Here is a 12,429-nt window from a genome sequence, read left to right on the forward strand (position 1 = left end):
CCTCAAAAGCTCGCTGGCAAGCCAGCTCCCACAGACCTCAGTGGGCTTACGCCAGTTTGCGCGCCATCAGCCGTTCGAGCACGCGCAGCGGCGCGCGCTCGACCGATTGCATGGCGTCCACCGGCAACAGGAAGGTCTGCTCCAGGGCGCAGGCGCCACGGGTGGCGGCGTGGGAGACCTGGTCGGTGAAGACCATCCAGGTGGTGCCCGCCGGGAAGTCCCAGACGCTTTGCGGGGCGCTCTGCTGGTAGGAAAGGTCCGCCTTCATGCGGTCGTGCAGGTGCAGCATGTAGTGGTCGTAGGCGCTGCGCGGCGCCTTGGTGATGCCCAGGGCGTTGAGCACCGCGGCCGAACCCCACACCGGCTTGGGCAGCGCCTTGGCGTAGCGGTCGGCCAGTTGCTCGAACGGCTCGCCCAGGCGCCAGCAGCGCGGCTCGCCCGCCGGGTTGATGTTGGCGAACACGCGCAGGATACGGTTGCCACGGGTGGGCGAGGACGGGAAGTTGTCCACGTGCAGGCGCGTGTCGTCCTTGCGCCAGGAGCTCTGGCGCCCGGCAATCTCTTCGGGACGGAAGCTGGTGCGGGCGCGCTGCAGGGCGCCGGCGTAGGGCTTGAGCAGGGTACGGGCGAGGTTTTCGGCATAATCGGCGTAGCGCCCGACCATGGCCTGCATCTGCCGGGCCCGGGCTTCGTCGCCTTCCACGCCCTTGAGCGCGTCGCCCTTGGGCGACAGGCTGATGTTCTTGCTCTTGCCGTCCACCCGTGGGGTCAGCAGGTCGCGTTCATGTTCACCGACTTCAAAGCGCAGGCCCGGGAAAGCCAGGACGTTGCCGGCCTCCAGGGCTGCGATACCGCGGGCTTGAACCTCTGCGTCAATATCGGTGTTCCAGGCAGTAAGGGGCAAGCTGACAACTTCAGTCATATGGTTCGCCTACGTAGATCCATGTACAGCACATGCGTGTGTGCCCGCTTCCTGCGGTAAGCGAGCATTGGTGGAATATTTACAAAATATTTCCAGTTATAGCTCAGCCGACAACTTACAACGTGAAAATTTCGGTGAAACGTGCGCGCCGGGGCAATCGGTCGCGCTCAAGCGTCGGCGTCATCCTCGGCAATCGGTTCCACCCCTTTATAAACCATCTGGTAGCCGATGCCATGAATGGTGTGCACCAGCGGTACGCCGAACGGCTTGTCGACCATGCGCCGCAAGAGGTGCAGGTTGCTGCGCAGGCTGTCGCTGTTGGGGGTGTATTCGCCCCACACGGTTTCTTCCAGCTCCCGTCGGGTGACCACCGCCGGGCTGCGGCGCATCAGCAGTTCGAGCATCTTCAGGTTAGTCGGGTTGAGGCGCAGCGCCACCCCGCCCCGACTGATGTCCAGGGTGTCGAGGTCGTAGGACAGGTCGTGGACCTTGAGGGTGCGCGAGCTCTTGCGCTTGAACCGCCACACCAGGGCCTCGATGCGCGCCATCAGCTCCGACAGCGCGAACGGCTTGATCAGGTAATCGTCGGCGCCAGCCTTGAAGCCGTCCAGGCGGTCGGACAAGGCGTCGCGCGCGGTCAGCATGATCACCGGGGTGTCGGCCCGCGAGCTTTCGCGCAGCCGCTGGCACACCTGGGTGCCGGTCATGCCCGGCAGCATCACGTCGAGGATCACCATGTCGAACGAACGGGTGGCCGCCAGGTGCAGGCCGCTCAGGCCGTCCTCGGCGCGGGTTACCTCGCAGCCGCGCAGCTGCAGGTACTCGGTCACGTTATCGAGGATATCGCGATTGTCCTCAACCACCAGAATTTGCATACATCCCCCAGCTTCTTTTTGTACTTTCCATGCGCGCCGCGGCTGCCAATGTGTGCAAAAACAGGCGCGGCGCAGAATCCAGGAAGGCGTATAGCATCACGACCGTCAAAATCGCGTTACATTGTCGTCCACGGAATATCACGACCGCGCCAAGGCTCAAAGCGATTTCATCCCGGTGCCTTCGGCGCGTGCCCGCGCCAGCAGGCTTTCCACCAGCTCGCGCATCTCGCGGCTGGAACGGGCGATGCTGGCGACCTGCTCGCGCTGCTCGGCGCTCAGGCGCGGGTTTTCCAGCAGCAGCTCGCTGGAGGTGGCCAGCACCATCAGCGGCGTGCGCAGCTCGTGGCTGACGTCGCCGGTGAACAGTTTTTCGCGCATCAGCGCCACGCGCAGGCGGCCCAGGGTCAGGTCGAAGGAACGCGCCAGCTCGCCCACCTCGTCCAGGGCATAGCCCGGCGCCAGCGGCGGTGCCAGGTCCAGCAGCTGGTCACGGTGGCGCACCTGGCGGGCCAGGCGCGTCACCGGCACCATCACCCGGCGCGCCAGCGCGCGGCCCAGCAACAGCGCCGCGGCCAGGCTGAGCACGAAGCCGATGATGACCACCGCGAACAGCACCTGCTCGCGCTGGTCGAAGCCCTGCTGGTCACGCAGCAGCACGTACTTGCGGCCGTTCACCTCCCGCACCATCACGTACCAGGCCCTGCCCTCGCGCACCAGCTCGCTGAACCCTGGCCGCAGGCCTTGCAGGTCGGCCGGCAGGGCCAGCTCGCCATGGCCCTCCTGGGCGTAGAAGCGCTCGTCGCGCTCGGGCTTGGGCCGCCAGGCGGCCATGTCGTCCATCAGCAGGATGCGCTGCAGGGTGCCGCCCAGGCTGGTGGTGACCAGGCGCTTCTCGACCACGTGCACGGTGGCGACGATGCCGATGGCGAACGCGCCGGCCACCACCGTGGTCATGATGGCGAAAACGATGACAATCCGTTGGGTGAGGCTGTGTCGAAATTCCATGTTCTTCTGCCCTGTGTCCTCCGTCACGCGGCCACTGCTTCCCGGCGCGCCGCCTTGCGCGTACGCAGGCGTTCGAACCAAAGATAGACCACGGGGGTGGTATACAGGGTCAGCACCTGGGACACCAGCAGGCCGCCGACAATCGCCACGCCCAGGGGCTGGCGCAGCTCGGAACCAGGGCCGTGGCCGAACGCCAGGGGGATGGCGCCCAGCAGCGCCGCCAGCGAAGTCATCAAGATGGGGCGCAGGCGCAGCAGGCAGGCCTCACGCACCGCCTCCTGGGGCGTGCGCCCCTCGGCCTGGGCCTGCAGGGTGAAGTCGACGATCATGATCGCGTTCTTCTTGACGATGCCGATCAGCAGGATGATGCCGATCATGCCCAGCACCGACAGGTCCAGCCCGCCCAGCATCAGCGCCACCAGCGCGCCGAAACCGGCCGACGGCAGGGTCGAGATGATGGTCAGCGGGTGAATGGCGTTCTCGTACAGCACGCCCAGCACGATGTACACCGTGATGATCGCCGCCAGGATCAGCCACGGCTGCGACTTCAGCGAGTCCTGGAACGCCTGGGCGGTGCCCTGGAAGCTGCCCTGCACGCTGTCGGGCAGGCCCGCCGCCTGGGTGGTCTGGTTGATGGCGTTGACCGCATCGCTCAGCGCCATGCCCGGCGCCAGGTCGAACGACAGGGTGATGGCCGGGAAGATGCCCTGGTGGTTGATGGCGATCGGCACCAGCTCACGCTTGAGGTGGGTGAGCATGTTCAGCGGCACCATGGCGCCACTGGTGGAGCGTACGTACAGGTGCTCCAGGGTAGTGAGCGACACCTGCCACGCCGGGTCCAGTTCCAGGATCACATGGTTCTGGTCCAGCTGGGTGAACATGGTCGCCACCTGGCGCTGGCCGAAGGCGTCGTACAGCACGTCGTCGATGGCCTGCACCGACACGCCCAGGCGCGAGGCCGAGTCGCGGTCGATGTCGAGGGTGGCCTGGGGAATGCCGCTCTGCTGGTCCGAGGTCACGTGCTGCAGCTGCGGCAACGCCTGCATGCGCTTGAGCAGCAGGTCGGCCCAATGGTTGAGCTCCGCCGTGTTGGGGTCTTGCAGGGTGTACTGGTACTGGGTCTTGGCCGCACGGCCACCGATGACGATGTCCTGGTTGGGCTGCATGAACAGCTTGATGCCCGGCACCTGGGCCAGCGGCGCCTGCAGGCGGGCAATGACCTGGCTGGCGCTGGCGCTGCGCTGGGCGAACGGCTTCAGCGCCACCATCATTTTCGCCTGGCTGATGGTGGGGTTGGGGCCGACCCAGAAGTACACCTTGTCCACGGCCGGGTCCTGGCCGACGATATCGGCCAGCTTGCCCACCTGGGCGCGCATGGCCAGCGGCGAGATGTCCGGCGCCGCCTCGGCCACCGCGGTGATCAGGCCGGTGTCCTGCTGCGGGAAGAAGCCCTTGGGAATGTTGGCGTAGAGCACACCAGTGACCGCCACCGTGGCGATGGCCACCGCCAGGGTCAGGCGCTGGTGGCCCAGCACCCAGTCAAGGCTGCGCTGGTAGCCGTTCTGCACCGCCATGAACGCGCGCTCGCAGGCGCTGGCGAAGCGGCCCTCTGGCTCGTCCTCGGCGTGGGGCTTGAGCAGCCAGGCGCAGAGCATCGGGGTGATGGTCAGCGAGACGATGCACGACATGATGATGGCGACGCTGACGGTCACGGCAAACTCGCGCATCAGCCGGCCGACGATGCCGCTCATCAGCAGGATGGGCAGGAACACCGCGATCAGCGACACGGTCATGGAGACGATGGTGAAGCCCACCTCGCGCAGGCCCTCCACCGCCGCCTGCAGCCGCGACTTGCCCATCTCCAGGTGGCGCACGATGTTTTCCATCACCACGATGGCGTCGTCCACCACGAAGCCCACGGCGATGGCCAGGCCCATGATCGACAGGTTGTCGAGGCTGTAGCCCAGCACGTACATCACCGCGAAGGTGGCCACCAGCGACAGCGGGATGGTCATGGCCGGGATCAGCGTGGCCGTGGCCTTGCGCAGGAACAGGAAGATCACCACCACGACCAGGGCGATGGACAGCAGCAGGGTGAACTGCACGTCGTCGATGGAGGCGCTGATGGTCTGGGTGCGGTCGCCGACGATGTGCACCTGCACGTCAGCCGGCAGCTGCGCCATCAACGACGGCAGGCGCGCCTTGATGTTGTCGATGGTGGCCAGCACGTTGTAGCCGGGCTGCTTGTGGATGTCGGCGATCACCGTCGGCTGGCCGTTCAGGGCCGCCGACTGCTCGGTGTCCTCGGCGCCGGCGACCACGTCGCCAATGTCGCTGACCTTGATCGGCACGCCGCTCTTGTAAGCCACCACCTGGTCGCGGTAGTGGGCCGCGTCCAGCAGCTGGTCGGTGGCGCCCAGGGTGATGGTGCGGCTGGTGCCGTCGAGGTTGCCCTTGGGCTGGTCGAGGGTGCTGATGCCGATGATGCTGCGCACGTCTTCCAGGGTCAGGCCACGGGCCGCCAGACGGTCCGGGTCGATGCGGATGCGCATGGCCGGCTTCTGCTGGCCGTGGAAGTCGATCATGCCCACGCCCGGCATCTGCGACAGTTGCTGGGCCATGTAGTTGTCGACGAACTGGTTGAGCTCCGGCAGCGTGCGCACCGGCGAGGTCAGGGCGATGGACAGCACCGTGGCCTCGGCCGGGTTGACCTTGTTGAAGGTCGGCTGGCTGGTCATGGTCTTGGGCAGGTTGGAGGCCGCGGCGTTGATGGCGGTCTGCACGTCCTGGGCGGCGCCGTCGATGTTGCGCGACAGGTCGAACTGCAGGACGATCTGGGTCTTGCCGGCGGCGCTGGCCGAGGTCATGGAGGTGACCTGGGGCACGGCGGCAAAGGCCCGTTCCAGGGGCGTTGCCACGGAGCTGGCCATGGTCTCGGCGTTGGCACCCGACAGCAGCGCGGTGACCTGGATGGTGGGGAAGTCCACGGTCGGCAACGCCGCCACCGGCAGTTTGAAGTAGGCGAACACGCCCAGCAGCATCACGCCGATGGCGAGCATGCTCAGGCCCACGCGGCGTGGAATCAGGCTGGCCAGGGCGTTCATGGTTGCACCTGGCTGGCGTTGGCGGCCACGGCCTGCTCATTGATCGCCGCAACCTTGACGCCCGGCGCAACCCGGGATTGACCGACGGTGACCACGCTTTCGCCAGGCGCAAGCCCTTCGCGAATCCACTGCTTGCCATCCACCACAATGCTCGACGCCTTGACCTGGCGTGGTTCCACCTGCTGCTGGGCGTTGACCACGTACACGTAGTCGCCGTCGCGGCCCAGTTGCACGGCGCTGGCCGGCACCACGGTGGCGGCGCGCTGGGTGTTGATCAGCAAGCGTGCGCTGACCAGCTCGCCCGGCCACAGCTGGCGCTTGCCGTTGTCGAATTGCGCCTTGAGCTGCACCTGGCCGCTGGCGGTGGCCACCTGGCTGTCGATGAAGGTCAACTGGCCGCGGGCGATTTCATGGCTGCCGTCGCGACTCATGGCCACCACTTGCAGTGGCTGCCTGGCGTTCTGCTCGAGGATTTGCGCCAGCTCGTCCTGGGACACGGCGAAGGCCACCGAGATCGGGTCCATCTGGGTCAAGGTGACCAGGCCCGTGGCCTCGGCACCGTGCACGATGGAGCCGACGTCCAGCAGGCGCTGGCCGGTGCGCCCGGTGAACGGCGCGCGCACCTCGGTGAAGCCCAGTTGCAGGCGCGCGTTGTCGAGGGCGGCCTGGTCGGCCTGCACGGTGGCCTGTTGCGCGGCCAGTTGCGCCTTGTAGGTGTCGACGTCCTGGGTCGGGCCGGCCTTGGCGGCGGCCAGGTTGCTGGCGCGCTGCAGGTTGACCCGCAGGTTGGCCAGCTGCGCCTGGTCCTTGGCCACCTGGGCCTGGGCCTGGGCGACCTGGGCCTGGTAGGTGCGCGGGTCGATCTGCGCCAGCAGGCTGCCGGCCTGCACCATCTGGCCTTCGTTGAACAGCACCTGGGTCAGCTCGCCATCGGCGCGCACCCGCACGTTGACGCTGTTGAGCGGCTGCACGTTGCCGATGGCCGACAGCCACACCGGCACGTCCATCTGGCTGGCCTGGGACACGTGCACCGGCACGGCGGCGGCAGCCTTGGGCGCGGCGGCGGCCTGGGCGTGGTCGAGCCAGCTGTAGCGGCCAACGCCGGCAACGGCCATCACGGCGACGGCCAGGGCTGCCAGGCGCAGGCGACGGGGGGAAGACGAGAGGCTCATGGCTGGGCGTCCTTGGTAACGGGGTTGGAGGCAAGAGTGGGGGCCGCGCCGAAGTCGCCGCCCAGGGCGCGGAACAACCCGACGGCGGCCTGCAGGTGTTGCAGGCGCACTTGCAGCAGGGTGTCTTCGGCCTGGTATTGGGTGCGTTCGACGATCAGCAGCGTCTGGAAATCGGTGGAGCCCAAGCGGTAGCGCACCTGGGCCAGGCGCGCGGCTTCGCGGGCGGAGTCCACGGCGGCCTGGTTGAGGGCGGCGCTCTTGTCCAGCTCGCGGCTGGCGCTGAGCTGGGTCTGCACGTCCTGCAGGCCTTCGATCACCGTCTCGCGGTAGGTGGCCACCAGTTCCTTGACGTGGGCCCTGTCCAGGGTCAGCTGGCCCTTGAGCTGGCCGCCCTGGAACAGTGGCTGGCTGAGGGTGCCGATGGCGCTCCAGATCTGCCCGCCGGCCAGGGTGTCGATACCACCCAGCAGGTTCAGCGACAGGTTGGGGAAAAACGCCGCGCGGGCCACGCCCACGTCGAAATTGGCCGAGCGCAGGCGCGCCTCGGCGGCCTGGATGTCGGGGCGCTGGCGCAGCAGGCTCACCGGCATGCCGGCGCTGGCCGTGGGCAGGGCGATGCCCTGCAGCCCGCTGGCCTCAAGGGTGAAGCCCTGGGGCGCAGCGCCTACCAGCACGGCCAATTGGTACAGCGCCTGGTCGCGCTGCTGGCGCAGCGGCGGCATGGCGGCCTGGAAGGTCTGCAGGGCGTTGCGCTGCTGGGCCACTTCCAGGTTCGAGACCGCGCCCTGGCTGGCCTGCACCTGCACCAGGTCGAGCACCTGCTGGGCGTCGTCGGCAATCGACTGGGCCAGCTTCAGGCGCTCGTCCAGGGACAGCACCTGGAAGTAGCTGTTGGCGATGTTGGCGCCCAAGGTCATGCGCAGGGTCTGGGCGTCGAAGGCGCTGGCGTCGGCCAGGGCGCTGGCCGAGTCGGCGGTGGCGCGCTGCTTGCCCCAGAAGTCCACTTCATAACTGGCGCCCAGGCCCACGCTGCGCTTGGCGGTGGTGCCGTAGTTGTTCTCGCGCTGGAAATTGCCGTCCAGGGACAGCTGCGGGTATTGCAGCGCGCCGGCGACCTGGGCGCTGGCACGGGCCTGCTCGATGCGCTGCCGGGCCGCCTCCAGGGTGTAATTGCCCGTCAGGCCACGAGCCACCAGGGCGTCCAGCTCGGGGCTATGGAACTCCTGCCACCACGCGCCCCCGGCTGCCGGCGCGGCAGACAGCGGTTGCGCGGCAGTCCAGGGGCCGTCGACCGGCGCGCTGGGCGTGTGGTACGCCGGCACCAGCGAACAGCCGCCCAGCAGCACGGCCAGGCACAGGGGCCACAAGCGGAAGAAAGAAGGTGCAGCAGCGGGCATGGGTACTCCGTCGAGCCTTGGGTGGACGGGGGGTCCACGAATGGTTGCGACGGTATAGGGAGGGGGCTGGCAGGGCGTTCGCCTGGAAATAAACTTTTGTTTAAGAACGCGCGCCTGGGACGCGGCCTGCGGCCGCTGCTACATGCCCCCGTAGCAGCTGCCGCCAGGCGGCGTCCGCTTCACGCGGTATGCGGGTTATTCGAGCACATACCCCGCACCCATCACGGTGCGGATCAACGAGGTATCAAAGCCCTCGTCCAATTTCCGGCGCAGGCGATAGATGTGCTTGTCGATCACGTTGTCGTTGGGGTCGAAGGCGTAATCCCAGGCGCTTTCCAGCAGCATGTCGCGGGTGACGATCTCGCCGCTGTGGCGCATCAGCTTGGCCAGCAGCAGCGACTCACGGTACTGCAGGCGGATTTCCCGGCCCTGGCGGCGCGCGGTGCGGGCCGCGCAGTCGAGTTCCAGCTCGCCGACCTTCAGGTGCTCGCCGCTGCCCGGCGCCTGCCCGGCGGTGCGCAGCAGCGCGTGCAGGCGCGCCACCACCTCGACGAAGGCGTAGGGCTTGACCAGGTAGTCGTCGCAGCCGGCGCGCAGGCCTTCCACCCGCTGCTCGGTAGAGGCCAGGGCGCTGAGCATCAGCACCGGCAGTTGCAGGCCTTCGGCGCGCAGCTGGCGCACCACTTCAAGGCCATCGAGCAGCGGCAACTTGCGGTCGACGATCAGCGCGTCGTAGATACCTTCCAGGGCCATTTCCAGGCCATCGCGGCCGTTGTCGGCGCTGTCGGCCACGTGGCCGCTCTCGGCCAGGCCGCGCACCAGGTAGCCGGCGGCGGTGGCATCGTCCTCGATCACCAGTATGCGCACTGCCGGACCTCCTCAATCGTTACCTAAACTAAAATTTAGCTGGCGGCGACCTGCCGTTTGCCCAAGCATGCGCACACTATGCCAGCCGGGGCCCTGTGTTGTCCCTGCCCTCGCCCATTGCCTGCCGGAGCGACACTGCCCATGACCCACGTACTGGTCGTCGAAGACGATCCCACCACCGCACGCGAAATAGAAGCGGCGCTGCATGACCATGGCTACACCGTGACCCTGGCCGGCGATGGCCGCCAGGGCATCGTCCAGGCCCTGAGCAACCCGTTCGACCTGATCGTGCTGGACCGCATGCTGCCCGGCAGCACCGACGGCCTGGGCGTGCTGACCGCCCTGCGCAGCGCCGGCGTGGCCACCCCGGTGCTGATCCTCAGCGCCTTGAGCGCGCTGGATGAGCGCGTGCGCGGCCTGCGCGCCGGTGGCGATGACTACCTGACCAAGCCGTTCGAATTCATCGAGCTGACCGCACGCCTGGACGCCCTGCTGCGCCGCGGCGGCGCGCCGGTGGCCAACGAGCAGACCAACCGCCTGCAGGTGGGCGAACTGACTATCGACCTGCTGCGCCGCAGCGTGCACCGCGGCCAGCGCGAAGTGGACCTGCTGCCGCGCGAATACGCCCTGCTGGAGCACCTGGCCCGCCATGCCGGCGAGGTAGTGACCCGCACTATGCTGTTCGAGGCGGTGTGGAACTACAGCTATGACGAGCGCACCAACGTCATCGAAGTGCACATCGGCCGCCTGCGCCGCAAGATCGACGCCGACGGCGAAGCGCCCATGCTGCAGACCATTCGGGGAGCCGGCTATGTCCTCCGTGCGCCTGAGTGAGATCCCCCGCACCAGCGGCTTCCGCATCGGCGTGCTGTTCCTGGCGCTGTTTGGCTGTTCGTTCCTGGCGCTGTTCGGCTACCTGTACTGGCAGACGGCGGTGTACCTGAAGGCCGAGGCCGACGCCAACCTCTACCGCCAGGTGGACAACCGCAGCCAGCAGGCGCCGGACCTGCGCCTGGCGGAAATCCGCAAGCACGCCCAACAGGACGCTGACGGCCGCCTGCCCCACGCGCTGTTCGACGCCAACGGCCATTACCTGGCCGGCGCCATTCATCGCCTGCCGGCCATCAACGGCTACGACAAACCCCAGGAGTTTCGCTGGCTGAAAGCCAACGGTCACCACCGGCCGATCCGTTTCATCGTCCACCGCCTGGAAGACGGCACGCAGCTGCTGGTGGCCCAGGACGTGCACGACATCCATGAATTCGACGAACTGCTGGTCAACGCCCTGATCTCCGGCGGCGTACTACTGCTGGTGGTGGGCCTGCTAGGCGCGATCTGGCTGGGCAACTCCACGCGCCTGCGCCTGAACGCCCTGGGCAACGCCATCCGCGGCATTGTCGAGGGCGACCTCAGCCAGCGCCTGCCGGTGCGCGGCAGCCACGACGACATCGACCGTATCGCGCGAGTGGTCAACGGCATGCTCGACGAGCTGGAACGGTTGATGAGCGAGGTGAAAGGCGTGTGCGACGACATCGCCCATGACCTGCGCACCCCGCTCACCCGCCTGATCGCCGGGCTGGAACGCGCCCAGCGGCGCGGCCTGCGCGAAGAAGAATACGCGCAGACCATCGACTCGGCCCTGGGCGAGGCCAAGGGCCTGCTGATGACCTTCCGCGCCCTGCTGCGCATTTCCGAGATCGAGGACAGCGCCCGCCGCAGCCACTTCGCGCCGGTGGACCTGAACCGCATCGGCGCCGACGCCGTGGAGTTCTTCGAGCCCCTGGCCGAGGAGCGTGGCATCGAGCTTACGCTATTGGAAAGCGACGGCCCGGCCATGCTTGCCGGCGATGCGCAGCTGCTGTTCGACGCCACCTGCAACCTGCTGGACAACGCCATCAAGTTCTCCCCCGACGGCGCCCGTGTGGTGGTGGCGCTGTCCCAGAGCAGCGACAGCGTGGCGTTGCAGGTCAGCGACACCGGCCCGGGCATTCCCGAAGCCGAGCGCGAAGCGGTGTTCCGCCGCCTGTACCGCTCCGAAAGCAGCCGCCACACCGTGGGCAACGGCCTGGGCCTGAGCATGGTGGCCGCGGTGGCCCGCCTGCACGACCTGCACCTGCAGGTGCGGGAGGGGGCGCCGGGGTGCATCATCGAACTGGCTGGCAAACCGCTCCATCTGTCGGCATTTGCGCGGGCTGACAGCTCCGGTATAGGTAGGCAGTGAGAGGCTGTTCACGAATTTTCGATATTTTCACAACGTTTTCACGGCCAGGGCACTTTCTGGCCAATAGTGTCCAATACTCTTTGCACGCTTCTTCGGAATTCGGCCATGACGGTACCCCCGCAGCGCAAGCTGATGCGCAAGCTTCTGATCGGTACTGCCATCGCGGTGGTACCGGCCCTGATCGCCGGTTTCGTTCTGTGGCCACGCTCGCCGCTGGACCTGGGCGAGCCTGGCAACCTCGCGGCTGCCGGGGTGCAGCAGCACTGGGCGGCCGGCGACGTGATTGTGCTGGTGCGCCATGCGGAGCGTTGCGACCGCTCGGACGCGGCCTGCATGAACGCCGCCGACGGCATTACCCATGACGGCCAGGCCATGGCCACGCGCATCGGCGACGGTTTCCGCACCCTGGGCATGGCCAACACCGACGTCATCAGCAGCCCCACCACGCGCACCGCGCAGACCGGCCAGGGCATGTTCGGCGCGGCCAACCAGAGCCAGGAATGGCTACGGGTGTGCAACCGCAAGACCCTGCTGCAGGACGCCCTGGCGCACAAGCAGGCGCACCGCAACCTGGTGTTGGTCACCCACAGTGACTGCATCAGCAAGCTGGAAGCGCAGCTGGACTTCGAACACGCCGAAGCCAGCGACTACGGCACCGCGTTCTTCGTCGCCATCGACGCCCACAACCAGGCAAGCTCCCTGGGCGTGATGAACGCCGATGGCTGGGACGTGGCGCTCAAGCACTAGCCACCGCGAACCCGGATTCCCCCCGTAGCAGCGGCCAAAGGCCGCGTCCCAGACCCCGCGTTTCTCCCGGCACACCGCAGCGAACCAGACGCCGCCTGCGGCAGCTGCTACGTGGGTTG

Annotated in this window: 9 protein-coding genes and 1 pseudogene; 3 read left to right on the plus strand and 7 right to left on the minus strand. The window is 67.5% G+C overall.

The features are described from left to right. Positions 1-46: 46 nt before the first annotated feature. The 7 genes and pseudogenes from RAM80_RS06920 to RAM80_RS06950 all read right to left on the minus strand — a co-directional run bounded on the left by RAM80_RS06920 (position 47) and on the right by RAM80_RS06950 (position 9,342). Positions 47-922, minus strand: a complete 876-nt coding sequence (locus tag RAM80_RS06920; protein ID WP_416425481.1) for a Kdo hydroxylase family protein — start codon at positions 920-922, stop codon at positions 47-49. Positions 923-1,089: 167 nt separating this feature from the next. After that, positions 1,090-1,797, minus strand: a complete 708-nt coding sequence (locus RAM80_RS06925) for a response regulator transcription factor (RefSeq protein ID WP_416425482.1) — start codon at positions 1,795-1,797, stop codon at positions 1,090-1,092. 180 nt (positions 1,798-1,977) lie between these two features. Next, a pseudogene (locus RAM80_RS06930) lies at positions 1,978-2,802 on the minus strand (sensor histidine kinase); the annotation flags it as partial. A 23-nt stretch (positions 2,803-2,825) separates the two neighbouring features. Then, on the minus strand, positions 2,826-5,906 hold the full coding sequence (locus RAM80_RS06935; protein ID WP_416425483.1) for an efflux RND transporter permease subunit: 3,081 nt from the start codon (positions 5,904-5,906) through the stop codon (positions 2,826-2,828). Continuing rightward, complete coding sequence (locus tag RAM80_RS06940; protein ID WP_416425484.1) at positions 5,903-7,078, minus strand: efflux RND transporter periplasmic adaptor subunit; 1,176 nt, start codon at positions 7,076-7,078, stop codon at positions 5,903-5,905. Before RAM80_RS06940 ends, RAM80_RS06935 begins: the two co-directional genes overlap by 4 nt. Next, positions 7,075-8,475, minus strand: a complete 1,401-nt coding sequence (locus RAM80_RS06945) for an efflux transporter outer membrane subunit (protein ID WP_416425485.1) — start codon at positions 8,473-8,475, stop codon at positions 7,075-7,077. The genes RAM80_RS06940 and RAM80_RS06945 overlap by 4 nt, the downstream gene beginning before the upstream one ends. A gap of 195 nt (positions 8,476-8,670) precedes the next feature. Next, positions 8,671-9,342: a response regulator transcription factor gene (locus RAM80_RS06950; RefSeq protein WP_416425486.1), complete on the minus strand. Its 672-nt coding sequence runs from the start codon at positions 9,340-9,342 to the stop codon at positions 8,671-8,673. 141 nt (positions 9,343-9,483) lie between these two features. Between RAM80_RS06950 and RAM80_RS06955 the strand changes: the two genes are divergently transcribed. The 3 genes from RAM80_RS06955 to RAM80_RS06965 all read left to right on the plus strand — a co-directional run bounded on the left by RAM80_RS06955 (position 9,484) and on the right by RAM80_RS06965 (position 12,310). Continuing rightward, a complete protein-coding gene (locus RAM80_RS06955) occupies positions 9,484-10,176 on the plus strand; it encodes a response regulator transcription factor (RefSeq protein WP_416425487.1) in 693 nt (230 codons plus the stop codon). Further along, positions 10,154-11,563: a sensor histidine kinase gene (locus RAM80_RS06960; protein WP_416425488.1), complete on the plus strand. Its 1,410-nt coding sequence runs from the start codon at positions 10,154-10,156 to the stop codon at positions 11,561-11,563. Before RAM80_RS06955 ends, RAM80_RS06960 begins: the two co-directional genes overlap by 23 nt. Positions 11,564-11,668: 105 nt before the next feature. Continuing rightward, entirely contained in the window at positions 11,669-12,310 is a 642-nt protein-coding gene (locus tag RAM80_RS06965; RefSeq protein ID WP_416425489.1) for a histidine phosphatase family protein, read from the plus strand. Positions 12,311-12,429 lie beyond the last annotated feature (119 nt).

This window comes from Pseudomonas sp. App30, from assembly GCF_047947025.1.
Classification (GTDB): domain Bacteria; phylum Pseudomonadota; class Gammaproteobacteria; order Pseudomonadales; family Pseudomonadaceae; genus Aquipseudomonas.

Bases quoted from the DNA above. Each gene is read 5' to 3' on its own strand.
- RAM80_RS06920 (WP_416425481.1), bottom strand. From the start codon at position 922: ATGACTGAAGTTGTCAGCTTGCCCCTTACTGCCTGGAACACCGATATT.
- RAM80_RS06925 (WP_416425482.1), bottom strand. From the start codon at position 1,797: ATGCAAATTCTGGTGGTTGAGGACAATCGCGATATCCTCGATAACGTG.
- RAM80_RS06935 (WP_416425483.1), bottom strand. From the start codon at position 5,906: ATGAACGCCCTGGCCAGCCTGATTCCACGCCGCGTGGGCCTGAGCATG.
- RAM80_RS06940 (WP_416425484.1), bottom strand. From the start codon at position 7,078: ATGAGCCTCTCGTCTTCCCCCCGTCGCCTGCGCCTGGCAGCCCTGGCC.
- RAM80_RS06945 (WP_416425485.1), bottom strand. From the start codon at position 8,475: ATGCCCGCTGCTGCACCTTCTTTCTTCCGCTTGTGGCCCCTGTGCCTG.
- RAM80_RS06955 (WP_416425487.1), top strand. From the start codon at position 9,484: ATGACCCACGTACTGGTCGTCGAAGACGATCCCACCACCGCACGCGAA.
- RAM80_RS06960 (WP_416425488.1), top strand. From the start codon at position 10,154: ATGTCCTCCGTGCGCCTGAGTGAGATCCCCCGCACCAGCGGCTTCCGC.
- RAM80_RS06965 (WP_416425489.1), top strand. From the start codon at position 11,669: ATGACGGTACCCCCGCAGCGCAAGCTGATGCGCAAGCTTCTGATCGGT.